At 71.9% G+C, this 25,516-nt stretch carries 24 protein-coding genes and 1 pseudogene; 19 read left to right on the top strand and 6 right to left on the bottom strand.

Annotated features, from left to right (window positions below; translation table 11 throughout):
- Window positions 1–66: 66 nt before the first annotated feature.
- The 3 genes from ACFCZF_RS11240 to ACFCZF_RS11230 all read right to left on the bottom strand — a co-directional run bounded on the left by ACFCZF_RS11240 (window position 67) and on the right by ACFCZF_RS11230 (window position 3,683).
- Entirely contained in the window at window positions 67–2,472 is a 2,406-nt protein-coding gene (locus ACFCZF_RS11240) for a Tex family protein (protein ID WP_376671437.1), read from the bottom strand.
- A 115-nt stretch (window positions 2,473–2,587) separates the two neighbouring features.
- Window positions 2,588–2,719 (bottom strand): LPFR motif small protein, encoded by a 132-nt coding sequence (locus ACFCZF_RS11235; protein WP_274595154.1) that lies wholly within the window; start codon window positions 2,717–2,719, stop codon window positions 2,588–2,590.
- 94 nt (window positions 2,720–2,813) lie between these two features.
- Window positions 2,814–3,683: a hypothetical protein gene (locus ACFCZF_RS11230; RefSeq protein ID WP_376671436.1), complete on the bottom strand. Its 870-nt coding sequence runs from the start codon at window positions 3,681–3,683 to the stop codon at window positions 2,814–2,816.
- Between the two features lie 147 nt (window positions 3,684–3,830).
- Here ACFCZF_RS11230 and ACFCZF_RS11225 point away from each other — a divergent pair.
- Both ACFCZF_RS11225 and ACFCZF_RS11220 read left to right on the top strand, forming a co-directional pair.
- A pseudogene (locus tag ACFCZF_RS11225) lies at window positions 3,831–4,801 on the top strand (GlxA family transcriptional regulator).
- A 143-nt stretch (window positions 4,802–4,944) separates the two neighbouring features.
- Window positions 4,945–5,580, top strand: coding sequence for a DJ-1/PfpI family protein (locus tag ACFCZF_RS11220; protein ID WP_376671435.1), 636 nt, complete (start codon window positions 4,945–4,947; stop codon window positions 5,578–5,580).
- Here ACFCZF_RS11220 and ACFCZF_RS11215 read toward each other — a convergent pair.
- A complete protein-coding gene (locus ACFCZF_RS11215) occupies window positions 5,567–6,334 on the bottom strand; it encodes an enoyl-CoA hydratase/isomerase family protein (protein ID WP_376671434.1) in 768 nt (255 codons plus the stop codon). The two genes, ACFCZF_RS11220 and ACFCZF_RS11215, sit on opposite strands and share 14 nt — an antisense overlap.
- Window positions 6,335–6,539: 205 nt before the next feature.
- On the opposite strand from ACFCZF_RS11215, the gene ACFCZF_RS11210 reads away from it, so the two are divergent.
- Window positions 6,540–6,992, top strand: coding sequence for an ATP-binding protein (locus tag ACFCZF_RS11210; protein ID WP_376671541.1), 453 nt, complete (start codon window positions 6,540–6,542; stop codon window positions 6,990–6,992).
- A gap of 71 nt (window positions 6,993–7,063) precedes the next feature.
- Here the strand turns inward: ACFCZF_RS11210 and idi are convergent, their stop codons facing one another.
- Complete coding sequence (gene idi / locus ACFCZF_RS11205; protein WP_376671433.1) at window positions 7,064–7,657, bottom strand: isopentenyl-diphosphate Delta-isomerase; 594 nt, start codon at window positions 7,655–7,657, stop codon at window positions 7,064–7,066.
- 310 nt (window positions 7,658–7,967) lie between these two features.
- A complete protein-coding gene (locus ACFCZF_RS11200) occupies window positions 7,968–8,906 on the bottom strand; it encodes a cation diffusion facilitator family transporter (protein ID WP_376671432.1) in 939 nt (312 codons plus the stop codon).
- A 467-nt stretch (window positions 8,907–9,373) separates the two neighbouring features.
- Between ACFCZF_RS11200 and ACFCZF_RS11195 the strand changes: the two genes are divergently transcribed.
- The 16 genes from ACFCZF_RS11195 to ACFCZF_RS11120 all read left to right on the top strand — a co-directional run.
- Window positions 9,374–11,200, top strand: coding sequence for a DUF5941 domain-containing protein (locus ACFCZF_RS11195; protein WP_376671431.1), 1,827 nt, complete (start codon window positions 9,374–9,376; stop codon window positions 11,198–11,200).
- Entirely contained in the window at window positions 11,197–11,949 is a 753-nt protein-coding gene (locus ACFCZF_RS11190) for a sugar phosphate nucleotidyltransferase (RefSeq protein ID WP_376671430.1), read from the top strand. Before ACFCZF_RS11195 ends, ACFCZF_RS11190 begins: the two co-directional genes overlap by 4 nt.
- A complete protein-coding gene (locus tag ACFCZF_RS11185) occupies window positions 11,937–12,998 on the top strand; it encodes an iron-containing alcohol dehydrogenase family protein (RefSeq protein WP_376671429.1) in 1,062 nt (353 codons plus the stop codon). The genes ACFCZF_RS11190 and ACFCZF_RS11185 overlap by 13 nt, the downstream gene beginning before the upstream one ends.
- On the top strand, window positions 12,976–13,755 hold the full coding sequence (locus ACFCZF_RS11180; protein ID WP_376671428.1) for a CDP-alcohol phosphatidyltransferase family protein: 780 nt from the start codon (window positions 12,976–12,978) through the stop codon (window positions 13,753–13,755). Before ACFCZF_RS11185 ends, ACFCZF_RS11180 begins: the two co-directional genes overlap by 23 nt.
- Before the next feature lie 8 nt (window positions 13,756–13,763).
- Entirely contained in the window at window positions 13,764–14,636 is an 873-nt protein-coding gene (locus ACFCZF_RS11175) for a glycosyltransferase family 2 protein (protein WP_376671427.1), read from the top strand.
- A 96-nt stretch (window positions 14,637–14,732) separates the two neighbouring features.
- A complete protein-coding gene (locus ACFCZF_RS11170) occupies window positions 14,733–15,662 on the top strand; it encodes an ABC transporter permease (protein ID WP_375906667.1) in 930 nt (309 codons plus the stop codon).
- Entirely contained in the window at window positions 15,655–16,434 is a 780-nt protein-coding gene (locus tag ACFCZF_RS11165) for an ABC transporter ATP-binding protein (RefSeq protein ID WP_375906664.1), read from the top strand. Before ACFCZF_RS11170 ends, ACFCZF_RS11165 begins: the two co-directional genes overlap by 8 nt.
- Before the next feature lie 359 nt (window positions 16,435–16,793).
- Window positions 16,794–17,696: a squalene synthase HpnC gene (hpnC, locus tag ACFCZF_RS11160; protein ID WP_376671426.1), complete on the top strand. Its 903-nt coding sequence runs from the start codon at window positions 16,794–16,796 to the stop codon at window positions 17,694–17,696.
- On the top strand, window positions 17,693–18,643 hold the full coding sequence (gene hpnD, locus ACFCZF_RS11155; RefSeq protein ID WP_376671425.1) for a presqualene diphosphate synthase HpnD: 951 nt from the start codon (window positions 17,693–17,695) through the stop codon (window positions 18,641–18,643). Before hpnC ends, hpnD begins: the two co-directional genes overlap by 4 nt.
- Window positions 18,643–18,801, top strand: a complete 159-nt coding sequence (locus tag ACFCZF_RS11150) for a DUF6380 family protein (protein ID WP_375906655.1) — start codon at window positions 18,643–18,645, stop codon at window positions 18,799–18,801. Before hpnD ends, ACFCZF_RS11150 begins: the two co-directional genes overlap by 1 nt.
- Window positions 18,798–20,234 (top strand): hydroxysqualene dehydroxylase HpnE, encoded by a 1,437-nt coding sequence (gene hpnE, locus ACFCZF_RS11145; protein WP_376671424.1) that lies wholly within the window; start codon window positions 18,798–18,800, stop codon window positions 20,232–20,234. The genes ACFCZF_RS11150 and hpnE overlap by 4 nt, the downstream gene beginning before the upstream one ends.
- A gap of 68 nt (window positions 20,235–20,302) precedes the next feature.
- Window positions 20,303–21,367, top strand: coding sequence for a polyprenyl synthetase family protein (locus tag ACFCZF_RS11140; RefSeq protein ID WP_375906932.1), 1,065 nt, complete (start codon window positions 20,303–20,305; stop codon window positions 21,365–21,367).
- A gap of 118 nt (window positions 21,368–21,485) precedes the next feature.
- Entirely contained in the window at window positions 21,486–23,549 is a 2,064-nt protein-coding gene (shc, locus tag ACFCZF_RS11135) for a squalene--hopene cyclase (RefSeq protein ID WP_376671423.1), read from the top strand.
- Complete coding sequence (locus ACFCZF_RS11130; RefSeq protein WP_376671422.1) at window positions 23,549–24,190, top strand: 1-hydroxy-2-methyl-2-butenyl 4-diphosphate reductase; 642 nt, start codon at window positions 23,549–23,551, stop codon at window positions 24,188–24,190. Before shc ends, ACFCZF_RS11130 begins: the two co-directional genes overlap by 1 nt.
- A 5-nt stretch (window positions 24,191–24,195) precedes the next feature.
- Complete coding sequence (gene hpnH, locus ACFCZF_RS11125) at window positions 24,196–25,218, top strand: adenosyl-hopene transferase HpnH (protein ID WP_376671421.1); 1,023 nt, start codon at window positions 24,196–24,198, stop codon at window positions 25,216–25,218.
- Window positions 25,219–25,222: 4 nt separating this feature from the next.
- On the top strand, window positions 25,223–25,516 hold a 294-nt coding region (locus tag ACFCZF_RS11120), incomplete at its 3' end, for a flavodoxin-dependent (E)-4-hydroxy-3-methylbut-2-enyl-diphosphate synthase (protein ID WP_376671420.1).

The following is a 25,516-nucleotide window of genomic DNA, read 5'->3' as shown; positions in this document are numbered from 1 at the left end:
GGGCGCGGGCGGCACCCGGCAAGCGCCGGCCCGCGCACCCACCCCCCCAGCTACAGCACCGCGCCCCTACGCCAACCCGGCCCGCCGCAACGCGTCCGCCATCGCCCCGTTGGACGGAGCAGGCGCCGACGACCGCCCCTTGCCGCCACGGCCGCCACCTTCACCACCGCCGGAGGCCTGCCGCTGCTGCCGCTGCCTCGGCGGCTTCCCCCCACGCTCCCGCTTCTGCTCCCCGTGCGAACCCTGCGAGCCCTGCCCACCCTGCGTAGCGGCGGCCTCGTCGTCCAACCGCAGCGTCAACGAGATCCGCTTCCGCGGAATGTCGACGTCCATCACCTTCACCTTCACGATGTCCCCGGGCTTCACCACATCCCGCGGGTCCTTCACGAACGTCTTGGACATGGCCGACACATGCACCAGCCCGTCCTGGTGCACACCGACGTCCACGAACGCACCGAAGGCCGCGACATTCGTCACGACCCCCTCCAGCACCATCCCGGAGGACAGGTCGGAGAGCTTCTCGACGCCCTCCTTGAAGGTGGCCGTCTTGAACGCGGGCCGCGGGTCGCGCCCCGGCTTCTCCAGCTCCCGCAGAATGTCCGAGACCGTCGGCAGACCGAACGTCTCGTTCACGAAATCCGTCGGCTTGAGCGACCGCAGCACGGACGTGTTGCCGATCAGGCCGGCCACCTCCTGCCCGGCGGTCTTCACCATCCGGCGCACCACCGGGTACGCCTCGGGGTGCACGCTGGACGCGTCCAGCGGGTCGCTGCCGCCCAGGATCCGCAGGAAGCCCGCACACTGCTCGTACGCCTTGGGGCCGAGCCGCGACACCTTCTTCAGCTCGGTCCGCGACGTGAACGGCCCGTTCGCGTCGCGGTGCGCCACGATGTTCTCGGCGAGACCGGAGGTGACGCCGGACACGCGGGCGAGCAGCGGCGCGGACGCCGTGTTGACGTCCACGCCCACGCCGTTCACACAGTCCTCGACCACCGCGTCCAGCGAGCGCGACAGCTTCACCTCGGACAGGTCGTGCTGGTACTGGCCGACGCCGATCGACTTAGGGTCGATCTTCACCAGCTCGGCCAGCGGGTCCTGCAGCCGCCGGGCGATCGACACCGCGCCGCGCAGCGAGACGTCCATGTCCGGCAGCTCCTGGGAGGCGAAGGCGGAGGCCGAGTACACAGAGGCACCGGCCTCGGACACCATCACCTTGGTCAGCTTCAACTCCGGGTGCTTGGTGATCAGTTCCCCGGCGAGCTTGTCGGTCTCGCGGGACGCCGTGCCGTTGCCGATGGCGACCAGTTCGACGGCGTGCTCCTTGGCGAGCCGCGCCAGCTTGGCGATCGCCTCGTCCCACCGGTTGGCGGGGACGTGCGGGTGGATCACGTCCGTGGCCACGACCTTGCCGGTCGCGTCGACCACGGCGACCTTCACGCCCGTACGGAAGCCCGGGTCCAGGCCGAGCGTCGCGCGCGTGCCCGCCGGGGCGGCCAGCAGCAGGTCACGGAGGTTCGCGGCGAAGACATTCACCGCCTCGTCCTCGGCGGCCGTGCGCAGCCGCAGCCGCAGGTCGATGCCGAGGTGCACCAGGACGCGGGTGCGCCAGGCCCAGCGGACCGTGTCCGTGAGCCACTTGTCGCCGGGCCGGCCGCGGTCGGCGATCCCGAAGCGGCTCGCGACGATCCCCTCGTACGACGACGGTCCGTCGGTGGGCTCCTCGGGCTCCAGGACGAGGTCGAGGACGTCCTCCTTCTCGCCGCGCAGCATCGCGAGGATCCGGTGCGAGGGCAGGTCGGTGAACGGCTCGGCGAAGTCGAAGTAGTCGGCGAACTTGGCGCCGGCCTCCTCCTTGCCCTCCTTCACCTTGGCGGCGAGCCGCCCGCGCCCCCACATCCGCTCCCGCAGCTCGCCGATCAGGTCGGCGTCCTCCGAGAACTTCTCCGTGAGGATCGACCGCGCTCCGTCCAGGGCGGCCTGGGGGTCCGCCACGCCCTTGTCGGCGTCGACGAACGCGGAGGCCGCGGCGAGCGGGTCCACCGACGGGTCGCCGAGCAGGCCCTCGGCCAGCGGCTCCAGACCCGCCTCACGCGCGATCTGCGCCTTGGTGCGCCGCTTGGGCTTGTACGGCAGGTAGATGTCCTCCAGGCGGGCCTTGGTCTCCGCCCCGCGGATGCGCGCCTCGAGCTCCTCGGTGAGCTTGCCCTGCTCGCGTACCGAGTCGAGGATCGCCGTACGCCGCTCCTCCAGCTCCCGCAGATAACGCAGCCGCTCCTCGAGCGTGCGCAGCTGCGCGTCGTCGAGCATCTCGGTCGCTTCCTTGCGGTAGCGGGCGATGAAGGGCACCGTGGAGCCGCCGTCGAGCAGCTCCACCGCGGCCTTCACCTGCCGCTCCCGTACGCCGAGTTCCTCGGCGATCCTGCTCTCGATGGACCTCACGTCGATGGACGCGCTGGATCCGGGTGTCGTCACGATCCCGTACCGCCTTCTCACAGAGGTTGCGCGGCAATTGTGGCAGGTGGCGCCGACAATCGGGGATCAGGGCACCACCCGGCCCGGTCGGGAACGGGTCGCGCCGGACGCGGTGTCAGACCCGGCGGCCGCGGGTCGAGGACGAGGCCCCGCCGAAAAGCCGGGCCAGGGCCCGGAAGGGAAGCGTCACTACGGTGGCGATGGCCCCACCGATCTGGCGCAGTACGTCTGCGATGGCACGGAACACGAAAAGCCCCTTTCCTCTCCCGGCCGCTGCGGCCGGGAGTCCTACGGGTACCTCCGGATCGGCCGGACATGCCCGTCGGCGGGGCGGGAGCTGGTCAGCGCTTGCCGAGCAGGTCCGCCGGGAAGGCGCCGGCGCCCAGCGCCGTACGGGCGAAGGACGTGCCGAGCTCCGTCAGACGCGCCACGCCCTCGGCTCCGAGGTGCGCGTACGGGGCCGCGTCCAGCCGGTCCGTCTCCCGTTCGATCTCGTCGCGCAGTGCCACGCCCCGCTCGCTCAGCTCGCCGGCGTCGTCGATCAGGCCGCGGTCGCGCAGCCGGTCCGTCGCCGCCTCCCACTCCTCCTGGGTCCAGCCACGGGTGGTGAAGATCCACTTCGGTGCCATGCCCTTGCCGGTCGCGGTGTGCGTCACCAGCGCCTCCAGGCCGTCGAGGCCCGCGGCCATCAGCGCGGCGAGGTGGCCGTCGCCCCGGTGCTCGCGCAGCAGGGTCGCCGCGTGCCAGAACGCCAGGTGCGGCGCGTCGGGCACGGGCAGGTCCGCGTGGGCGGAGTACAGCGGACGGGCGCTGCGGGAGCAGCCCTCGGCGGCGCGCAGCGCCAGGTCGGCGGCCTCCGACATCTCCGCGGACGCCAGGGCCTGGTCGCCGAGCAGGCGGCGCAGCGTCGCGTCGACGGCACGCGCGCGTGCCGCCAGGACCTGTGCCGGGGTGGCGGTCTCCCACACCGCGGGCACATGCCGGGCGACGAGGTCGTGCTTGTAGTTGTAGAACGTCGCCGTCACGGCGCCGGCGCCGACCGGCCCGAGCGCGGCGGCGCGCACCGCGAAGTTGACGGCCCGGGGGTCGGTGACCCCGAGGTCGCCCAGTTCCCGGCCCAGGTCGGGCGAGAAGTAGTGCGTCGAGTGCAGCGAGTTGAGCGCGTTGTGGCAGCGGCGGCCGGCGCGTGCGTCGATGGCGGCAGTGGTCATGCCACGCAGGTTACCAACCGCTCAGTACGTCCTCCAGGTGTCTGCCGGACGGCCCGCGACGACCCGCCCCAGAGCGCGGGACGCATGGCAGGAAAGGTGGGGTACTCGTCATTGCGGCCATCGGCGGACGGGCGAAGAATCGACGGCATGGCGCACCGAACCGTCCGAACCGTACTGGTCCTCCTGTTCGACGACGTCCAGAGCCTCGATGTCACCGGCCCCGTGGAGGTCTTCGCGGGCGCCGAGCAGCACACGCCGGGGACGTACCGCATCCGTACGGCCTCGCTGGACGGCGCCCCCGTGCGCACCTCCAGCGGCTTGACCGTCGTACCGGACCTGGCCCTCGACGCGGCGCCCGTCCCGGACACCCTGATCGTTCCCGGCGGCCAGGGCTCCCGGAACCCCGCCCCGCGCCTGGTCGAGTGGCTGCGAGGCCACGGGACGCGCGCCCGGCGCCTGGTCTCCGTCTGCACCGGGGCGATCCTGCTCGCCCGCGCCGGGCTGCTGGACGGCCGCCGCGCCACCACTCACTGGGCCTACTCCGACCGGCTCGCCCGCGACCACCCGGCCGTGGACGTCGACCCCGACCCGATCTTCATCCGCGACGGCCAGGTCGCCACCTCCGCCGGCGTCACCTCCGGCATCGATCTCGCCCTCGCCCTGGTCGAGGAGGACCTGGACCGGGACGCCGCCCTGACCATCGCCCGGCACCTGGTGGTGTTCCTGCGCCGGCCCGGGAACCAGGCACAGTTCAGCGCCCAGCTCGCCGCGCCCAGACCGCACGGCGCGAGCCCCTGCGCGAGCTCCAGCGGTGGGTCGCCGAGCACCCCGGGGCCGATCTGAGCGTCGAGGCCCTCGCCGACCGGGCCGGCCTCTCGCCCCGCCACTTCGCCCGCGCCTTCCGCGCGGAGACCGGCACGACACCCGGCCGGTACGTCGACCGGGTCCGCGTCGAACACGCCCGCCGGCTGCTGGAGGACACCGGTGACGGCGTCGAGGAGATCTCCCGTTCCAGCGGCTACGGCACGCCGGAGGCCATGCGCCGAGCCTTCGTCAAGGCCCTCGGAACGTCACCGGCCGAGTACCGCCGCCGCTTCCGTCCCGCGCCCGTCCACTGAGGACCCGCGCCCGTCCGACCGAGACCAGCGCCCGTCCGACCGAGACCCGCGCCCGTCCATTGAACCCGCGCCCGTCCACTGAGACCCGCGCCCGTCCACTGAGGACGCGACCCCGCTCGCCGAGCGACCCCGAAAGGAAACACGTGCAGATCGCCATCGTTCTCTTCGACCGCTTCACCGCCCTCGACGCCGTGGGCCCGTACGAGACCCTGAGCCGCGTTCCCGGCGCGGAGACCGTCTTCGTCGCCGAGCGGACCGGCCCCGTCCGCAACGACAGCGGGAGCCTGGCGCTGACCGCCGACCGGACCCTGGCGGACGTGCCGGACCCGGACGTCGTCGTCGTGCCGGGCGGCCCCGGCCAGGACGCGCAGATGGGCAACGAGACCCTGCTGGACTGGCTGCGCACGGTCGACGCCACCAGCACCTGGACCACCTCGGTCTGCTCCGGCTCCCTCCTGCTCGCCGCCTCGGGACTGCTCACCGGCCGCCGCGCCACCTCGCACTGGCTGGCACTGAACCCGCTGAAGCGGTTCGGCGTCGAGCCGACCGGGGAACGAGTGGTCACCGACGGCAAGTACGTCACCGCGGCCGGCGTCTCCTCCGGCATCGACATGGGCCTCACACTGGTCGGCCGCATCGCCGGTGACGAACACGCCCAGGCGGTCCAGCTGCTCACCGAGTACGATCCGCAGCCGCCCTACGACGCGGGGTCCCCGGAGAAGGCACCCGCACATCTCGTCGAGGAGTTCCGCACCGACAACCGGTTCATCCTGAAGTAGACCCGCTCGGCGGCATGCTCCAGCCGAAACGCGGCTGCCTGCGCTCCAGGAAGGCGGCGACCCCCTCCGCGGTGTCGCCGCTGCCGCGCGCCTGGGCGGCCCAGTACGCGTCCCGGTCGGTGCGCCCGTTCGCGAACTCCTTCGCCGCGGCCTGCGTCAACCGCGAGCGCGACGCCAGTACCCGGGTGAACTCCGCGACCCGCTTGCCGAGTTCGCCCTCCGGCAGTACCTCGTCGACCAGGCCGGTGCGCAACGCCCGCGCGGCGTCGATCAACTCCCCCGAGAAGAGCAGGTACTTCGCGGTGGCCGGGCCCGTCAGCGCCACCAGCCGCCGGGTCGAGGACGCGGGGTACACGACGCCCAGCTTGGCCGGGGTCACCCCGAACAGCGCCGACTCCTCGGCGAACCGCAGATCGCAGGCGGCCGCCAACTGGGCCCCGCCGCCCACGCAGTGACCGCGGATCGCCGCCACCGTCGGCTTGGGGAAGGCCGCGAGGGCCTCCTCGGCGCGTACGGCGAGCCCCTGCGCGTCCTCCGCCGGCTCCCGCAGGGTCGAGATGTCGGCCCCGGCGCAGAACGTCGCTCCCTCACCGGTGAGCACCAGCGCCCGCACCGACGGATCTCCCGCCAGGGTGTCGAGCAGCTCGGGCAGCGACCGCCACATCGCGGCCGTCATGGCGTTGCGCTTGGCCGGGTGGTGGACGACGACGGTGGCGACCGAGTCGGCGACCCGGTGCAGCAGCTGCGGCTCCATGCGCCGGATGGTATCCGCCGACCCGTCGGGTTCACGCGGCCGGTGCGAGCGGGACAGGAACGGTCCCACAACTGACCGTGTCATACGCCAACGATCAGAAGTGTTCGATATCAGCTGACTTGTGTTCAGTTCTCTGGGGCGGAGCGACGCGTTACCAACACTCAGGGGTGTGGTGACAATCGAGCCCAGGGGTGGCGACCGGACGATGGACGAGACCGGGCCCGCCGGGCCGCTGCCGTACGAAGGCGTCTGGCGGTTCACCGCCCCCGCCGTGGACGCGTCTGTCCCGCAGGCGCGGCACGCCGTGCGGGACCTGCTGGTGCGCCAGGGCGTACCGGTCTCCGACGACGTGACCGAGGGGCTGCTCCTGATCGTCTCGGAGCTGGTCACGAACGCCGTCCGGCACGCGGCGGTGCTGTCGCCGGTGCTCGCCGTGGAGATCGCCGTCGGCCCCGAGTGGGTGCGGGTGGCCGTGGAGGACAGCCACCCCTACCGCCCGACCGCCCTGGAGGCCGACCACGGTCAGACGGGCGGGCGCGGGCTGCTCCTGGTCCGGGAGATCACCCGGGAGGCGGGCGGCGCGTGCGACGTGGCCCACACGGCGAGCGGCGGCAAGGTGATCTGGGCCGCCCTGCCGCTCAAGCACGCCCTGCGGTAAGCACGCCCTGCGGTAGGTACGCCCTGCGGTAGGTACGCCCTGCGGTAGGTACGCCCTGCGGTAAGGCGGACTCACCAGCCGGCGGAGGGCCCCGTCAGCTCGCGGACCGCGGGCCGGGCCGCGTCCAGCACCGTCATGAACCATGCCGAGAAGGTGTCCTTGCCGTGCCGTTCGGCCAGCTCGGCAGGCGACACGAAGGCCGTCTCCGCGACTTCCTCCACATCGGGCCGCGGCGCTGCCTGCACCAGGCCGACGAACAGGTGGTTGTACTCCTGCTCGACCAGCCCGGAGGCCGGGTCCGGGTGGTTGTAGCGCACCGTGCCCGCCTCGGCGAGCAGCGACGGGGAGACGCCCAGCTCCTCGTACGTCCGCCGGGCCGCCGCCGCGAAGGGCGCCTCGCCGGGGTAGGGGTGACCGCAGCAGGTGTTGGACCACACGCCGGGGGAGTGGTACTTGCCCAGCGCCCGCTGCTGGAGCAGCAGCCGGCCCCGCTCGTCGAAGAGGAACACGGAGATGGCGCGGTGCAGCCGCCCAGGCGGCTGGTGCGCGGAGAGCTTCTCCGCGGTGCCGATCGTCACGCCGTTCTCGTCGACCAGTTCCAGCAAAATTCCGTCTGCGGTGCCGTTCGACGAACTGTGCGTCGCGGTGGCAGGAGTGATCGGCATACCCATCCTTCACATCGGTCCTCGCGCCCCAAGTGTGCCGTACGAATCCGGCACTCGCGGCACTTCCCGGCACTCCCGCATGTCCCGCGCGGCGGCACGGGCGGCGGTCGTCACCGGTCGGACGCCGAGGAAGGGCCCAGTTGATCATCGTGCCCGACGTCACGGACCGGGAACCGTCCACGGTGTGACCGGGAGAAGTGCCGCGGGAGACAGACCGGGGCAGGAGGTGAACAAGTGGCGGACGGCCGCACCCCGCAGCGCGTTCCGGTACGCGCACGCCCCCACCCCGCTTCACCGGTGCCACCCGGCCTCAGTGGCACAACCTCGCCTCGTGCTCCGCGTGGCCGCTGGGCTCCAGCTGGAAGGTGCAGTGCTCCACGTCGAAGTGGTCGCCGAGGCAGCCCTGCAACTCGTGCAGCATCTTCTCGTGGCCGATCGCGCTCAGCGCCTCGCCGCTCACCACCACGTGCGCCGACAGCACCGGCATGCCCGAGGTGATCGTCCAGGCGTGCAGGTCGTGGACGTCCTCGACCCCGTCAAGCGCCAGTATGTGGGCGCGTACCTCGGCGATGTCCACGCCCTTGGGCGCGGCCTCCAGCAGCACGTCCAGGGTCTCGCGCAGCAGCCGCCAGGTGCGCGGCACGATCATCAGGCCGATGACCAGCGACGCGATCGGGTCGGCCGGCTGCCAGCCGGTGGCCAGGATCACCAGCGCCGAGACGATCACCGCAAGGGAGCCCAGCGCGTCCGCCGCCACCTCCAGGAAGGCTCCCCGCACGTTCAGGCTCTCCTTCTGTCCGCGCATCAGCAGGGACAGCGACACCATGTTCGCCACCAGGCCGATCACGCCGAAGACGACGGTCAGCCCGCCCGCGGTGCCGGCGGGTGTGATGAACCGCTCGATCGCCTCGTACAGGACGTAACCGCCGACCCCGAGCAGCAGCAGACAGTTGGCCAGGGCGGCGAGGATCTCGGCGCGCGCGAAGCCGAACGTGCGCCGGTCGCTCGGCGGCCGGTTCGAGAAGTGAATGGCCAGCAGCGCCATGCCGAGCCCCAGGGCGTCCGTCGCCATGTGCGCGGCGTCGGCGATCAGCGCGAGCGAGTCGGCGAGCACGCCGCCGACGATCTCGACGACCATGACGAAGAGCGTGATCGCCAGCGCCACCCGCAGTCTGCCGCGGTACGCGGCCGTCGCCGTCCCGCCGGCCTGCGCCCCGTGCGCGTGCCCGTGATCGTGCCCAGCCCCCATGAGAAGCAGCCTCCCTGTGCATCCGGCATCCGGCGTCCGGATCACAGTGAACTACGGGTAGGGGGTATCCGGCAACGCGGCACTGAACACCGTTGTCATGTGCCCTGACCTGCGGAAACGTTACGCAGGTCAGAGCGCCGCGACGCCCTGGAGGAGCCGTCCGGGTGAGCCCGGCGGACGGCCGGGTCGAGGTGGCCCTGACCCTGAGCGAGCGCGCGTCGACGCTGTGCGATGTCCGCGATGCCCGGTCTGGGAGCGCGGTTTGTGGGGCGGGCCCCGGATCCACGATGATGATCGCGGCAAAGGCGGGTGCAAGTGGCGTCGACCGACCGTGAAACGGGCGGTGAACACGGCGTTCCAGCCATCCGATAACCTCTGCCGACATGCCGCCCGGGTGCCGCAGGCACGGGCGTCCCACCATGCACAGGCCCGGCGCCCAGGCGTCGGCACCCAGGGAGTGAGTTCGGTTGTCGACCGCCATCCTCACCGGTCAGCCGGTCCCCGGTTCGTCGATCGAGGGCGAGCTGCGGTCCCTGGGCTTCGATGTGCGTCCCGCCTCCGGCGCCGCCGACGCCGAGACGCTGCTGGCCCGGGTGCCGGCCGGTGAGCGGGTCGCCGTGGTCGACGCCCGCTTCGTCGGCCACCCGCACGCCCTGCGCCTCGGCCTCACCGACCCCCGCTTCCCGCTCGCCGCGATCCCCGGCGCCGTGACCGCCCAGCCGGGCGCCCGCCAGGCCCTGACCCGCGCGATGGCCCGCGAGAACTCCGGCCACGGCGGTACCGCGCTGGCTGTCGACAGCCTCGCCGACCGGATCACCGCCGCCCTCGACGCCGACGGCGCGGGCGTCCACCGGCCCGAACTCGGCAGCCTGGTCGCCGCCGTCCCGGCCGACCCCCAGGCACGCAACGAGGCACGGCAGGCCGTCGCCGGCGTCGACGACGAGGCCGTACGCCTGAAGTCGGCGGTCAAGGCCCGCGACGGGTTCGTCACCACCTTCCTCATCAGCCCCTACTCCCGCTACATCGCCCGCTGGTGCGCGCGGCGCGGACTGACCCCCAACCAGGTCACCACCGCCTCGCTCATCACCGCGCTCATAGCGGCGGGCTGCGCGGCCACCGGCACCCGCGGCGGCTTCGTCGCCGCCGGCGTCCTGCTCATCGCCTCGTTCGTCCTCGACTGCACCGACGGACAGCTCGCCCGCTACTCCCTGCAGTACTCCACGCTCGGCGCCTGGCTGGACGCCACCTTCGACCGTGCCAAGGAGTACGCCTACTACGCGGGCCTCGCCCTCGGAGCCGCCCGCGGCGGCGACGACGTATGGACCCTCGCCCTCGGCGCGATGGTCCTCCAGACCTGCCGGCACGTCGTCGACTTCGCCTTCAACGAGGCGAATGCCGACAGCACAGCCGCCGCCGCCAACACGAGTCCCACCGCCGCCCTCTCCGACAAGCTCGACAGCGTCGGCTGGACGGTCTGGGTGCGGCGCATGATCGTCCTGCCCATCGGTGAACGCTGGGCCATGATCGCCGTCCTGACCGCGCTCACCACGCCCCGGATCACCTTCTACGCGCTGCTGATCGGCTGCGCGTTCGCCGCGACGTACACCACCGCGGGCCGGGTCCTGCGCTCGCTGACCCGCAAGGCGACGCGGACCGACCGGGCGGCGAAGGCGCTGGCCGACCTCGCCGACTCGGGACCGCTCGCCGAGGCCGCCGCGGGGGGCCTGCGAAGCACCGCCCGCCGGCTGCCCGGCTTCACCGCCCCCGCCGTCGCCCTCCTCAGCGGTGCGGCCGTCGTCGCGACGGCCGCCCTCACCGACTTCGGCGGCCCCTGGCCGCTCGTCGCCGCGATCGGCTACGTCCTGACCTCCGCCCTCGCCGTCGCCCGCCCCCTCAAGGGCGCCCTCGACTGGCTGGTCCCGCCGTTCCTGCGGGCCGCCGAGTACGGCACCGTCCTGGTACTGGCGGCGAAAGCGGACGTGAACGGGGCGCTTCCAGCGGCTTTCGGGCTGGTTGCCGCGGTCGCCTACCATCACTACGACACGGTCTACCGCATCCGCGGCGACGCGGGAGCGCCGCCGCAGTGGCTGGTGCGGACGATCGGGGGGCACGAGGGCCGCACGCTGGTGATCACCGTGCTGGCCGTGCTGCTCACCGCCACACAGTTCAAGGTCGCGCTCACGGTCCTCGCCGTGGCCGTGGCACTCGTGGTGCTCGTGGAGAGCATCCGCTTCTGGGTCGCCGCCCACAAGGTCGGCGCACCCGCCGTACACGACGAAGGAGAACCCGCATGATCGGCCTCGTGCTGGCGGCCGGCGCCGGACGCCGTCTGCGCCCCTACACCGACACCCTGCCCAAGGCACTGGTCCCGGTCGGCCCGGAGGGTGCGGAGGACAGCATCACGGTGCTGGACCTGACGCTGGCGAACTTCGCCGAGGTCGGCCTGACCGAGGTCGGGATCATCGTCGGCTACCGCAAGGAAGCCGTGTACGACCGCAAGGACGAGCTGGAGCAGAAGTACGGCGTCAAGCTCACCCTGATCGACAACGACAAGGCCGAGGAGTGGAACAACGCCTACTCCCTGTGGTGCGGCCGTGACGCCCTCAAGGACGGCGTGATCCTCGCCAACGGCGACACCGTGCACCCGGTCTCCGTCGAGAAGACCCTGCTCGCCGCCCGCGGCGACGGCAAGAAGATCATCCTCGCCCTCGACACGGTGAAGAACCTCGCCGAGGAGGAGATGAAGGTCGTCGTCGACCCCGACAAGGGCGTCCAGCGCATCACCAAGCTGATGGACCCGTCCGACGCGACCGGCGAGTACATCGGCGTCACCCTCATCGAGGGCGAGGCGGCCGTCGAGCTGGCCGACGCGCTGAAGACCACCTTCGAGCGCGACCCGCAGCTGTACTACGAGGACGGCTACCAGGAGCTGGTCAACCGCGGCTTCAAGGTCGACGTGGCGCCGATCGGCGACGTCAAGTGGGTCGAGATCGACAACCACGACGACCTCGCCAAGGGCCGGGAGATCGCGTGCCAGTACTGACGAGGCTCATCCCGTCGCCGGTCGTCGTCGACATCCGCGCGGGTGCCCTCGACGACCTGGGATGTGTGCTCGCCGACGAGCGCATCTCCCACTCGGGCAAGCTCGCCGTCGCCGTCAGCGGCGGCTCGGGCGCCCGGCTGCGCGAGCGCGTCGCCCCGTCCCTGCCCGGCGCCGACTGGTTCGAGGTCGGCGGCGGCACCCTGGACGACGCGATCAAGCTGGCCGGCGCCATGAAGGGCGGCCACTACGACGCGGTCGTCGGCCTCGGCGGCGGCAAGATCATCGACTGCGCCAAGTTCGCCGCGGCGCGCATCGGCCTGCCGCTGGTCGCCGTGCCGACGAACCTCGCGCACGACGGGCTCTGCTCGCCGGTCGCCACGCTCGACAACGACGCGGGCCGCGGCTCCTACGGTGTCCCGAACCCGATCGCCGTCGTCATCGACCTGGACGTCATCCGCGAGGCCCCGGTGCGGTTCGTGCGCGCCGGCATCGGCGACGCCGTCTCCAACATCTCCGCGATCGCGGACTGGGAACTGGCCAACCGGGTCAAGGGCGAGCGGATCGACGGCCTGGCCGCCGCGATGGCCCGCCAGGCGGGCGAGGCCGTGCTCCGGCACCCGGGCGGCGTCGGTGACAACGACTTCCTCCAGGTGCTCGCCGAGGGCCTGGTCCTGACCGGCATCGCCATGTCGGTCTCCGGTGACTCGCGGCCCGCCTCCGGCGCCTGCCACGAGATCAACCACGCCCTCGACCTGCTCTTCCCCACCCGCGCCGCCTCCCACGGCGAGCAGTGCGGTCTGGGCGCGGCCTTCGCGATGTATCTGCGCGGGGCCCACGAGGAGTCCGCCCACATGGCCGAGGTACTGCGCCGGCACGGACTGCCGGTGCTGCCGGAGGAGATCGGGTTCACGCCGGAGGAGTTCTTCCAGGCCGTGGAGTTCGCCCCGCAGACGCGGCCCGGCCGCTACACGATCCTCGAGCACCTCGACCTCAAAACCGACCAGATCAAGGACCTGTACGCCGACTATGTCAAGGCCATCGGTAGCTGAACTACGTCCGGTCGTCCACCCCGCGGGGGTGAAGGACCGGCGCAGCGGTGAGCACTGGGCGGGACGCCTCTACATGCGCGAGGTCTCGCTGCGGATCGACCGCTACCTGGTGAACACCAGGATCACGCCCAACCAGCTCACGTACCTGATGACCGTCTGCGGCGTGCTCGCGGCCCCGGCCCTGCTGGTGCCGGGGATCACGGGCGCCGTGCTCGGCGTCGTGGCGGTCCAGCTGTACCTGCTGCTGGACTGCGTCGACGGCGAGGTCGCGCGCTGGAAGAAGCAGTACTCGCTCGGCGGCGTCTACCTGGACCGGGTCGGCGCCTACCTGACCGACGCCGCGGTGCTGGTCGGCCTCGGCCTGCGCGCCGCCGACATATGGGGCACCGGACGCGTCGACTGGCTGTGGGCCTTCCTCGGCACCCTGGCCGCGCTCGGCGCCATCCTGATCAAGGCCGAGACCGACCTCGTCGGCGTGGCCCGGCACCAGACCGGCAAGGCGCCGGCCCAGGAGTCGGCGTCCGAGCCGCGCTCCTCCGGCATGGCGCTGGCCCGCCGGGCCGCCGGAGCGCTCAAGTTCCACCGGCTGATCCTCGGCATCGAGGCGTCCCTGCTGATCCTCGTCCTCGCGATCGTCGACGCGAGCCGCGGCGACCTGTTCTTCACCCGCCTCGGCACCGCCGTACTCGCGGGTATCGCGCTGCTGCAGACCCTGCTGCACCTGGTGTCCATCCTCGCCTCCAGCAGGCTCAAGTGAGTGGCGCCATGAAGGTCGGCGCCGTCGTCATCACGATGGGCAACCGCCCCGAGGAACTGCGCGCCCTGCTCGACTCGGTCGCGGGGCAGGACGGCGACCCGGTCGAGGTGGTCGTGGTCGGCAACGGCTCGCCCGTCCCGGAGGTGCCCGCCGGCGTCCGCACCGTCGAGCTGCCCGAGAACCTGGGCATCCCCGGCGGCCGCAACGTCGGCATCGAGGCCTTCGGCCCGGGCGGCGGCGACGTCGACATCCTGCTCTTCCTCGACGACGACGGCCTGCTCGCCCGCACCGACACCGCGGAGCTGTGCCGCCAGGCCTTCGCGGCCGACGACGAGCTCGGCATCGTCAGCTTCCGCATCGCCGACCCGGACACCGGCGAGACCCAGCGCCGGCACGTCCCGCGGCTGCGCGCCTCCGACCCGATGCGCTCCTCCCGGGTCACCACCTTCCTCGGCGGCGCCAACGCCGTACGCACCCGCGTCCTCACGCAGGTCGGCGGCCTGCCGGACGCGTTCTTCTACGCCCATGAGGAGACCGACCTGGCCTGGCGCGCCCTCGACGCCGGCTGGATGATCGACTACCGGTCCGACATGGTGCTGAACCACCCCACGACCGCGCCCTCGCGGCACGCGGTCTACCACCGCATGGTCGCCCGCAACCGCGTCTGGCTCGCCCGCCGCAACCTGCCCGCGCTCCTCGTCCCGGTCTATCTCGGCGTGTGGATGCTGCTCACACTGCTGCGCCGCCCCTCGCGTCCTGCCCTGAGGGCCTGGTTCGGCGGCTTCCGCGAGGGGTGGGGCACCCCCTGCGGTCCGCGCCGGCCCATGAGGTGGCGTACGGTGTGGCGGCTGACCCGGCTGGGCCGGCCTCCGGTGATCTGACAAGCTCGTATCCGAGAGCGTCCCGGCCCGCCCGGGGCCAACAGGTCCATGCCAGGCCCGTGCGGCCGAGCATTCCGAAGACGAAAGTTTCCACCAGTGAGTGAGACAACGCACGACGGCACGGTCGCCATGACCAAGCCCGTGTCGCCCGACGAGGGCCTCACACCGGCCCGGCTCGCCGCCAAGTACGGGCTGTCCGTGAGCGGTGCCCGGCCCTCCCTCGTGGAGTACGTCCGTCAGCTCTGGAGCCGGCGGCACTTCATCCTCGCCTTCTCCCGGGCGAAGCTGACCGCCCAGTACAGCCAGGCCAAGCTCGGCCAGCTGTGGCAGGTGGCCACGCCGCTGCTGAACGCGCTCGTCTACTTCCTGATCTTCGGCCTGATCCTCAACGCGGGCCGCGGCATGGACAAGGACGTGTACATCCCGTTCCTGGTGACGGGTGTGTTCGTCTTCACCTTCACCCAGTCCTCGGCGATGGCGGGTGTGCGCGCGATCTCCGGCAACCTCGGCCTGGTGCGGGCACTGCACTTCCCGCGCGCCTCGCTCCCGATCTCGTTCGCGCTGCAGCAGCTCCAGCAGCTGCTGGCCTCGATGATCGTGATGTTCGCGGTGGTGATCGGCTTCGGCAGCTACCCGTCGCTGTCCTGGCTGCTGGTCGTGCCGGCGCTGGTCCTGCAGTTCCTCTTCAACATGGGCCTGGCGCTGATCGTGGCCCGGATGGGGGCGAAGACCCCGGACCTGGCCCAGCTGATGCCCTTTGTCATGCGGACCTGGATGTACGCGTCGGGCGTCATGTTCTCCATCCCGATCATGCTGGAGGACCAGCCGGCCTGGCTGGCCGACGTGCTCCAGTGGAACCCGGCCGCCGTCTACATGGACCTGATCCGCTTCGCGCTGATCGACGGCTACGGCTCCGAGAACCTGCCGCCGCACGTGTGGGCGGCCGCGCTCGGCTGGGCCGTGCTCCTCGCCGTGGGCGGCTTCGTGTACTTCTGGAAGGCGGAGGAGAGGTACGGCCGTGGCTGAGCAGCAGCAGGGCGAGCGGGTGCCGACGGTCATCGCGGACGAACTGCACATCGTCTACCGCGTCAACGGCGCCAAGACCGGCAAGGGCAGCGCGACCGCCGCCCTGAGCCGCATGATCAAGAGGGGCGAGGAGCGGGGCGTGCGCAAGGTGCACGCCGTGCGGGGCGTCTCCTTCACCGCCTACCGGGGCGAGGCCATCGGCCTGATCGGTTCCAACGGATCCGGCAAGTCGACCCTGCTGCGGGCCATCGCCGGCCTGCTGCCCGCCGAGCGGGGCAAGGTCTACACCGACGGGCAGCCCTCCCTGCTCGGCGTGAACGCCGCCCTGATGAACGACCTGACCGGCGAGCGGAACGTCATCCTCGGCGGACTGGCCATGGGCATGACCCGCGAGCAGATCAGGGAGCGCTACCAGGACATCGTCGACTTCTCCGGGATCAACGAGAAGGGCGACTTCATCACCCTGCCGATGCGCACCTACTCCTCCGGCATGGCCGCCCGCCTGCGGTTCTCCATCGCCGCCGCCAAGGACCACGACGTCCTGATGATCGACGAGGCCCTGGCCACCGGCGACCGCAAGTTCCAGACGCGCTCCGAGGAGCGCATCCGGGAGCTGAAGAAGGAGGCCGGCACCGTCTTCCTGGTCAGTCACAACAACAAGTCCATCCGCGACACCTGCAACCGCGTGCTGTGGCTGGAACGCGGCGAGCTGCGCATGGACGGCCCGACCGACGAGGTGCTCAAGGAGTACGAGAAGTTCACGGGCAAGTAGCCCGACACGCCGGGGCCGCGCAGGAACTGTTCCCGCGCGGCCCCGCGTCTGCAAAGGAAGCGTCAACTCCTCGCGTTCGCAGGAATCTTGAAGCCGATCGGTGTGTTCTTGTGATGCGCGGAGGACCCCGGCGAACCTCCGCGAGTTGTACAACGTAAGCTGGACCGGTCCCGAAACGCGGCACATGGGGCGATAATGCCCGACACCCTCGAGCGGGCCTGCCGCACGGGCGGTCGGGCGGCGTGTCCGAAATAGTGTGCATTGGGTCGGCAGTGTAGAACGGGAGATGTGACGGCAATGGCTACGGAAACTCCCCACCTCCCCGAAGCGTGCGCCGTCGCCGCCCAGGGCAGTCCGCGATGACGGTGACCGAAACGGCGCACGACGTCGACCCGGAGCGCGGCACCCTCGCCAAGGCCGCGGACGAGAACTTCCCCGTGGCTCCCTTCTTCCTGCCCCGCGACTGGCGCACCGACCTCATGGCCGTGTACGGCTTCGCCCGCCTCGTGGACGACATCGGTGACGGCGACCTGGCCCCCGGCGGCGCCGACGCCCGCCTCCTCGGCGTCCCCGCCGACCGCGCCGAGGACCGGCTGCTGATGCTGGACGCCTTCGAGGAAGACCTGCGCAGGGTCTTCGACGGCACCCCCCGCCACCCGCTCCTGCGCCGCCTCCAGCTGACCGTGCGACGCCGCTCGCTGACCCCCGAGCCCTTCCTCGGCCTGATCGCCGCCAACCGCCAGGACCAGCTGGTCGGGCGGTACGAGACCTACGACGACCTCCTCGCCTACTGCGAGCTGTCCGCCAACCCGGTCGGCCGGCTCGTCCTCGCCGTCACCGGCACCTCGACGCCCGAGCGGATCCGCCGCTCCGACGCGATCTGCACCGCCCTGCAGATCGTCGAGCACCTCCAGGACGTCGCCGAGGACCTGGGCCGCGACCGTGTCTACCTGCCCGCCGAGGACCTGAAGCGCTTCCACGTCCAGGAGACGGACCTCGCCGCACCCACCGCGAACGCGTCGGTGCGCGCCCTGGTCGCGTACGAAGCCAGGCGTGCCCGCGAGCTGCTGAACGAGGGCTCCCCCCTGGTGGGCAGCGTCCACGGCAGGCTGCGCCTGCTGCTCGCGGGGTTCGTGGCGGGAGGCAGGGCGGCCCTGAGGGCGATCGCCGCCGCCGATCACGACGTACTTCCCGGCCCGCCCAAGCCCGGCAAGGTCCAGTTGCTGCGCGAGGTGGGCGTGACCCTGCGAGGAAAGGGGTGATCGGCACCGTGGAGTCGTCAGCGCACACGTCGGCACCGGTACTCGCCGCCTACAGCTACTGCGAGGCCGTCACCGGACAGCAGGCCCGCAACTTCGCCTACGGCATCCGGCTCCTGCCGACGCCCAAGCGCCGGGCGATGTCGGCGCTGTACGCGTTCTCCCGCCGCGTCGACGACATCGGCGACGGCGTGCTGGCGGACGACGTCAAGGTCGCCAGGCTCGAGGAGACCCGAGCCGTGCTCGCCCGCATCCACGAGGGCGCCGTCGACGAGGACGACACCGACCCGGTCGCCGTCGCCCTCGCCCACGCCTCGCGCGCCTTCCCGATCCCGCTCGGCGGCCTCGACGAGCTGATCGACGGCGTTCAGATGGACCTGCGCGGCGAGACCTACGAGACCTGGGACGACCTGAAGGTCTACTGCCGCTGCGTGGCGGGCGCCATCGGACGCCTCTCACTCGGCGTGTTCGGTACGGAACCGGGGGCGCGCGGCGCCGAGCGCGCGCCCGAGTACGCCGACACGCTCGGGCTCGCGCTTCAGCTCACCAACATCCTGCGGGACGTCCGTGAGGACGCCGAGGGCGGGCGGACCTACCTGCCCGCCGACGACCTCGCCAAGTTCGGCTGCTCGGCCGGGTTCAGCGGGCCGACGCCACCCGAGGGCTCCGATTTCGCGGGCCTCGTGCACTTCGAAGTGCGTCGGGCCCGCGCGCTTTTCGCCGAGGGCTACCGGCTGCTGCCCATGCTCGACCGGCGCAGCGGCGCCTGCGTGGCCGCCATGGCCGGCATCTACCGCCGTCTCCTGGACCGCATCGAGCGCGACCCCGAGGCCGTGCTGCGCGGCCGGGTCTCGCTCCCCGGACGCGAGAAGGCGTACGTCGCCGTGCGCGGCCTGTCCGGCCTCGACGCCCGGCACGTCACCCGGCGGGCCGTCAGGAGGCGCGCCTGATGGACACATCCGGCACACTCGACACTCCGGACCCGGGCGACGCCTCCGGCGAAGAACGGCGGGCAACCCTCCGGTGGCGGTCGGCGTCCCTGACTGAGACGGTCTGCCGTACGCCGTTCAAGCACCGCGGCGACCGGACAGGGAAGGGCGCACCATGACGCACGGCAACGGCACGCGTGACGGCGGGCAGCTCGCGGACGTCTCCGCCCTCCGCCCCGGCGGACACGCCGTCGTGGTCGGTGGCGGGCTCGCCGGAGTCACCGCCGCGCTCGCGCTCGCCGACGCCGGAGTGCGCGTCACCCTGCTCGAAGGGCGGCCGCGCCTGGGCGGGCTCGCCTTCTCCTTCCAGCGCGGCGACCTCACCGTCGACAACGGCCAGCACGTGTATCTGCGCTGCTGCACCGCCTACCGCTGGTTCCTCGACCGTATCGGCGGGGCGGCGCTCGCTCCCGTGCAGGACCGTCTCGACGTGCCCGTCCTCGACCTGGCCAGGCCGGAGGGACGGCGGCTCGGCAGACTGCGGCGCGACGCGCTGCCCGTGCCCCTGCATCTGGGGCGGAGCCTCGCCACGTATCCGCATCTCTCGCTCGCCGAGCGCGCGAGCGTCGGGCGTGCCGCGCTCGCGCTCAAGGGGCTCGACCTCGCCGATCCGGCCCTGGACACCCAGGACTTCGGCAGCTGGCTGGCCGCGCACGGTCAGTCGGCGCGTGCCGTCGAGGCCCTGTGGGACCTGGTCGGGGTCGCCACCCTCAACGCGGTCGCGGGCGACGCCTCCCTGGGGCTCGCCGCGATGGTGTTCAAGACCGGTCTGCTGTCCGACCCGGGCGCGGCCGACATCGGCTGGGCCCGCGTCCCGCTGGGCGAACTGCACGACCGGCTGGCCCGCAAGGCGCTCGACTCCGCGGGCGTCCGTACCGAGGTCCGTACACGCGTCACCTCCATCCGTACCAACGAGAACGGCGGCTGGAGCGTTCAGGTTCCCGACGAGACGCTCGAGGCGGACGCCGTCGTCCTCGCCGTACCGCAGCGCGAGGCGCACGACCTGCTGCCCGCCGGCGCCCTCGACGCACCCGGAAACCTGCTGGAGATCGGCACCGCGCCGATCCTCAACGTCCACGTGATCTACGACCGCAAGGTGCTCGCCACGCCGTTCCTCACGGCTCTCGGCACCCCGGTCCAGTGGGTGTTCGACCGTACCGAGGCCTCCGGGCTGAAGGAGGGTCAGTACCTGGCGCTGTCGCAGTCGACCGCGCAGAACGAGATCGACGAGACCGTGGCCGCGTTGCGCGAGCGGTACCTGCCCGAGCTGGAGCGGCTGCTGCCCCGCACCCGGGGTGCCGAGGTCAAGGACTTCTTCGTGACCAGGGAGCGCACCGCGACCTTCGCTCCCGCCCCCGGCGTCGGACGGCTCCGGCCCGGCGCCCGCACCAAGGCACCCGGCCTCTACCTGGCCGGAGCGTGGACCGCCACAGGGTGGCCCGCGACCATGGAGAGTGCGGTTCGCAGCGGTGTCGGGGCGGCGGGCGCCGCGCTCGGTGCCCTGGGCCGGTCCCGCGGCCTCCTCCCCGATTTCTTCGAGGAGGCGGCGTGAAAGCCGATCCGCGTGGGACCGACTCCCGCACTCCCGGTACCGCAACTGGAGGAAAGACTGTGCCCACTGTGCCCCCGGCCCCGAAGGCCGCTCCGAGGACCACGGTGGACGTGACCGCGCTCCTGGAGCGCGGCCGGACCCTTGCCACGCCGGTCCTGCGGGCAGCCGTCGACCGCCTGGCACCGCCCATGGACACCGTCGCCGCCTACCACTTCGGCTGGATCGACGCCCAGGGCAACCCCGCGGACGGCGACGGCGGCAAGGCCGTCCGCCCCGCGCTCGCGGTGCTCTCCGCCGAGGTCACCGGTGCCGCGCCCGAGGTCGGCGTGCCCGGCGCGGTGGCCGTGGAGCTGGTGCACAACTTCTCCCTCCTGCACGACGACCTGATGGACGGCGACGAGCAGCGCCGCCACCGCGACACCGTCTGGAAGGTGCACGGCCCGGCCCAGGCCATCCTGGTCGGCGACGCCCTGTTCGCGCTCGCCAACGAGGTGCTGCTGGAACTGGGCACCGTCGAGGCCGGCCGCGCCACCCGCCGGCTGACCAACGCCAGCCGCGCCCTGATCGACGGTCAGGCGCAGGACATCTCCTACGAGCACCGCGACCGGGTCAGCGTCGAGGAGTGCCTGGAGATGGAGGGCAACAAGACCGGCGCCCTGCTCGCCACCGCCAGCTCCATCGGCGCGGTGCTCGGCGGCGCCGACGAGCACACCGCCGACACGCTGGAGAGGTACGGCTACCACCTGGGCCTCGCCTTCCAGGCCGTCGACGACCTCCTCGGCATCTGGGGCGACCCGGAGGCCACCGGCAAGCAGACCTGGAGCGACCTGCGCCAGCGCAAGAAGTCCCTCCCCGTGGTGGCCGCCCTCGCGGCGGGTGGCTCCGCCTCCGAGCGGCTCGGCGAGATCCTCGCCGCCGACGCCAAGAGCAGCGACTTCGCGAACTTCTCCGAGGAGGAGTTCGCGGCCCGCGCCGCCCTCATCGAGGAGGCGGGCGGCCGGGAATGGACCGCCGACGAGGCACGCCGTCAGCACACCATCGCCATCGAAGCCCTCGACGCCGTCGACATGCCCGACCGGGTGCGGGACCGGTTCACGGCGCTCGCGGACTTCGTCGTCGTACGAAAGAGATGATCACTATCGGTCGAATAGCCCTCGCGTAGTCGCCGGCCGGTGTCGCGGGAAGACGAGCACCGGCCGACGGCGGACCCACAGCAGAAGCACCACTTGTTTACTGCACGAAGGGGAAGCCATGACAGCGACGACCGACGGAAGCACCGGGGCCACCCTGAAGCCCCTCGCAGCCGCGGCCAGCGAAACCGACATCACGATCCCCGCGACGGCGGCCGGGGTACCAGAAGCCGCCGCACGCGCCACCCGGCGCGCCACGGACTTCCTGCTCTCCCGGCAGGACGCCCAGGGCTGGTGGAAGGGCGACCTCGAGACGAACGTCACGATGGACGCCGAGGACCTGCTCCTTCGCCAGTTCCTGGGCATCCTGGACGACGGGACCACACACGCCGCCGCCCTCTTCGTCCGCGGCGAGCAGCGCGAGGACGGCACCTGGGCCACCTTCTACGGCGGCCCCGGCGACCTGTCCGCCACCATCGAGGCCTACGTCGCCCTCCGCCTGGCCGGCGACTCGCCCGACGCGCCGCACATGGCCAGGGCGTCGGACTGGATCCGCTCCCGGGGCGGCATCGCCTCCGCCCGCGTCTTCACCCGGATCTGGCTCGCCCTGTTCGGCTGGTGGAAGTGGGACGACCTGCCCGAACTCCCGCCGGAGCTCATCTACTTCCCCACCTGGGTGCCGCTCAACATCTACGACTTCGGCTGCTGGGCCCGGCAGACCATCGTGCCGCTGACCATCGTCTCCGCGAAGCGGCCGGTACGCCCCGCGCCCTTCCCGCTCGACGAGCTGCACACCGACCCGGCCCTCCCCAACCCTCCGCGGCCCCCGGCACCGGCGGCGAGCTGGGACGGCGTCTTCCAGCGCCTCGACAAGGCACTGCACGCCTACCGCAAGGTCGCCCCGCGCCGCCTGCGCCGGGCCGCGATGAACACGGCCGCCCGCTGGATCATCGAACGGCAGGAGAACGACGGCTGCTGGGGCGGCATCCAGCCCCCGGCCGTCTACTCGGTCATCGCGCTCTACCTGCTCGGCTACGACCTCGAACACCCCGTGATGCGCGCCGGGCTGGAGTCGCTGGACCGCTTCGCCGTGTGGCGCGAGGACGGTGCCCGGATGATCGAGGCCTGCCAGTCCCCGGTGTGGGACACCTGCCTGGCCACCATCGCGCTGGCCGACGCCGGGGTGCCCGCCGACCACCCGCAGCTGGTGAAGGCCGCCGACTGGATGCTCGGCGAGCAGATCGTGCGCCCCGGCGACTGGTCGGTGAAGCGGCCCGGACTCCCGCCCGGCGGCTGGGCGTTCGAGTTCCACAACGACAACTACCCCGACATCGACGACACCGCCGAGGTGGTCCTCGCCCTGCGCCGGGTCAGCCACCACGACCCGGAGCGGGTGGAGAAGGCCATCGGCCGCGGCGTGCGCTGGAACCTCGGCATGCAGTCGAAGAACGGCGCCTGGGGCGCGTTCGACGTCGACAACACCAGCTCCTTCCCCAACCGGCTGCCGTTCTGCGACTTCGGCGAGGTCATCGACCCGCCGTCGGCGGACGTCACCGCGCACGTCGTCGAGATGCTCGCCGTCGAGGGCCTCACCCACGACCCGCGCACCCGGCGCGGCATCCGGTGGCTGCTGGACGAACAGGAGGCGGACGGCTCGTGGTTCGGCCGCTGGGGCGTCAACTACGTCTACGGCACCGGCTCCGTCGTTCCCGCCCTCACCGCCGCCGGACTCCCCGCCTCGCACCCGGCCATCCGCCGCGCGGTGACCTGGCTGGAGTCCGTCCAGAACGACGACGGCGGCTGGGGCGAGGACCTGCGCTCCTACCGGTACGTCAGGGAGTGGAGCGGCCGGGGCGCCTCGACCGCCTCGCAGACCGCCTGGGCCCTGATGGCACTGCTGGCGGCGGGGGAGCGGGAGTCCAAGGCCGTCGAACGCGGCATCGAATGGCTGGCCGCCACCCAGCGGGAGGACGGTTCCTGGGACGAGCCCTACTTCACCGGGACCGGCTTCCCCTGGGACTTCTCCATCAACTACCACCTCTACCGGCAGGTCTTCCCGCTCACCGCGCTGGGCAGGTACGTGCACGGCGAACCCTTCGCGAAGAAGCCGCGCGCGGCGGCGGTCACCGCCCCCGCCGAGCGGCCCTCGACCGAGACGTCCGCGGCCGAGGCGAAGGGCAGCTGATGAACCGAGAGCCCGGCCCGTCCCCGCTGCTGATCGCCTGCGCGCTCGGCATCGAGCACCTCGCCCTGCGCACCGGCGACCGCGGCGGCGCCGTCGGGCCGGTCACCGTCCTGCGCACGGGCATGGGCCCGAAGGCGGCCGAGCGCTCGGTCGCCCGGGTCCTGGCCGATCCCGCGCTCGACGGCGCCGCCGTGCTGGCCACGGGCTTCTGCGCGGGCCTCGCCCCCGGCATGCACCCCGGCGACCTGGTGGTCGCCGAGGAGACCCGGGACCCGCGCGGCACCGTCGCCGGCGTCGGGACGGACCGGCTCGTCAAGGAAATCGCGCGTGCCGTACCGGGGCGCACCGTCCACACCGGGCCGCTGACCGGCTCGGACCACGTCGTCCGGGGTCCCGAACGCGCCGACCTGCTCGCGACCGGCGCGATCGCCGTCGACATGGAGTCCGCGGCCACGCTCCTGAGCGCCGTCCGGGCGGGCGCGCGCCCCGTTGCGGCCGTCCGAGTGGTCGTGGACGCTCCAGAGCACGAACTCGTCCGGATCGGCACGGTGCGCGGTGGAATATCGGCTTTCCGCGTCCTTCGATCCGTTCTTCCCGCATTCTTCGAATGGCACCGTTCCCTGCTGCTCCCCCGGAGGTGAGCCAGATGGCCATGCCGCTGCGCCAGTCCATCAAGGTCGCTACATACCTGGCCGAACAGAAGATTCGCCGACGGGACAAGTTCCCGCTCATCGTGGAGCTGGAGCCGCTCTTCGCCTGCAACCTCAAGTGCGAGGGATGCGGCAAGATCCAGCACCCGGCCGGAGTGCTGAAGCAGCGCATGCCGGTCGCGCAGGCCGTGGGGGCGGTGCTCGAATCGGGAGCGCCGATGGTCTCCATCGCCGGTGGCGAGCCCCTGATGCACCCTCAGATCGACGAGATCGTCCGCCAGTTGGTGGCCAAGCGGAAGTACGTCTTCCTGTGCACCAACGCGCTGCTCATGCGCAAGAAGATGGACAAGTTCAAGCCCTCGCCGTACTTCGCCTTCGCGGTGCACATCGACGGGCTGCGCGAGCGGCACGACGAGTCCGTGGCGAAGGAGGGAGTGTTCGACGAGGCCGTGGAGGCCATCAAGGAGGCCAAGCGGCGCGGCTTCCGGGTGACCACCAACTCGACCTTCTTCAACACCGACACCCCGCAGACCATCGTCGAGGTGCTCAACTTCCTCAACGACGACCTCAAGGTCGACGAGATGATGATCTCGCCCGCCTATGCCTACGAGAAGGCGCCCGACCAGGAGCACTTCCTGGGCGTGGAGCAGACCCGGGAACTGTTCAAGAAGGCCTTCTCGGGCGGCAACCGGGCCCGCTGGCGGCTCAACCACTCCCCGCTGTTCCTCGACTTCCTCGAGGGCAAGGTCGACTTCCCGTGCACCGCGTGGGCGATCCCGAACTACTCCCTCTTCGGCTGGCAGCGCCCCTGCTACCTGATGAGCGACGGGTACGTCCCGACGTACCGGGAGCTGATCGAGGACACCGACTGGGACAAGTACGGCCGCGGCAAGGACCCGCGCTGCGCCAACTGCATGGCGCACTGCGGCTACGAGCCCACCGCCGTCCTGGCCACCATGGGCTCCCTCAAGGAGTCCCTGCGTGCCATGCGCGAGACCGTCTCCTCGAACCGGGAGTGACGTCGTGACCGCCATCTCCCTGGGCGTCCCCGAGGTCCCGGTCCGGCCGATCGCCGAGCGACGCGTGTCGCGACGGATCCAGGTCGGGCCGGTGGCCGTCGGGGGCGGGGCCCCGGTGTCGGTGCAGTCCATGACCACGACCCGTACGTCGGACATCGGTGCGACGCTGCAGCAGATCGCCGAGCTGACGGCGTCGGGCTGCGAGATCGTCCGGGTGGCCTGCCCGACGCAGGACGACGCGGACGCCCTCTCCGTGATCGCGCGGAAGTCGCAGATCCCGGTGATCGCGGACATCCAC

It is taken from the genome of Streptomyces sp. NPDC056296, from assembly GCF_042268605.1.
Lineage (GTDB): Bacteria > Actinomycetota > Actinomycetes > Streptomycetales > Streptomycetaceae > Streptomyces.
The sequence above is the reverse complement of the archived record's forward strand: the minus strand, read 5'-3'. Positions and strand labels throughout refer to the sequence as shown.

Bases quoted from the DNA above. Each gene is read 5' to 3' on its own strand.
- ACFCZF_RS11230 (WP_376671436.1), bottom strand. From the start codon at position 3,683: ATGACCACTGCCGCCATCGACGCACGCGCCGGCCGCCGCTGCCACAAC.
- ACFCZF_RS11215 (WP_376671434.1), bottom strand. From the start codon at position 6,334: ATGGAGCCGCAGCTGCTGCACCGGGTCGCCGACTCGGTCGCCACCGTC.
- ACFCZF_RS11210 (WP_376671541.1), top strand. From the start codon at position 6,540: ATGGACGAGACCGGGCCCGCCGGGCCGCTGCCGTACGAAGGCGTCTGG.
- idi (WP_376671433.1), bottom strand. From the start codon at position 7,657: ATGCCGATCACTCCTGCCACCGCGACGCACAGTTCGTCGAACGGCACC.
- ACFCZF_RS11200 (WP_376671432.1), bottom strand. From the start codon at position 8,906: ATGGGGGCTGGGCACGATCACGGGCACGCGCACGGGGCGCAGGCCGGC.
- ACFCZF_RS11190 (WP_376671430.1), top strand. From the start codon at position 11,197: ATGATCGGCCTCGTGCTGGCGGCCGGCGCCGGACGCCGTCTGCGCCCC.
- ACFCZF_RS11180 (WP_376671428.1), top strand. From the start codon at position 12,976: ATGTCAAGGCCATCGGTAGCTGAACTACGTCCGGTCGTCCACCCCGCG.
- ACFCZF_RS11175 (WP_376671427.1), top strand. From the start codon at position 13,764: ATGAAGGTCGGCGCCGTCGTCATCACGATGGGCAACCGCCCCGAGGAA.
- hpnC (WP_376671426.1), top strand. From the start codon at position 16,794: ATGACGGTGACCGAAACGGCGCACGACGTCGACCCGGAGCGCGGCACC.
- ACFCZF_RS11150 (WP_375906655.1), top strand. From the start codon at position 18,643: ATGGACACATCCGGCACACTCGACACTCCGGACCCGGGCGACGCCTCC.
- hpnE (WP_376671424.1), top strand. From the start codon at position 18,798: ATGACGCACGGCAACGGCACGCGTGACGGCGGGCAGCTCGCGGACGTC.
- shc (WP_376671423.1), top strand. From the start codon at position 21,486: ATGACAGCGACGACCGACGGAAGCACCGGGGCCACCCTGAAGCCCCTC.
- ACFCZF_RS11130 (WP_376671422.1), top strand. From the start codon at position 23,549: ATGAACCGAGAGCCCGGCCCGTCCCCGCTGCTGATCGCCTGCGCGCTC.
- hpnH (WP_376671421.1), top strand. From the start codon at position 24,196: ATGGCCATGCCGCTGCGCCAGTCCATCAAGGTCGCTACATACCTGGCC.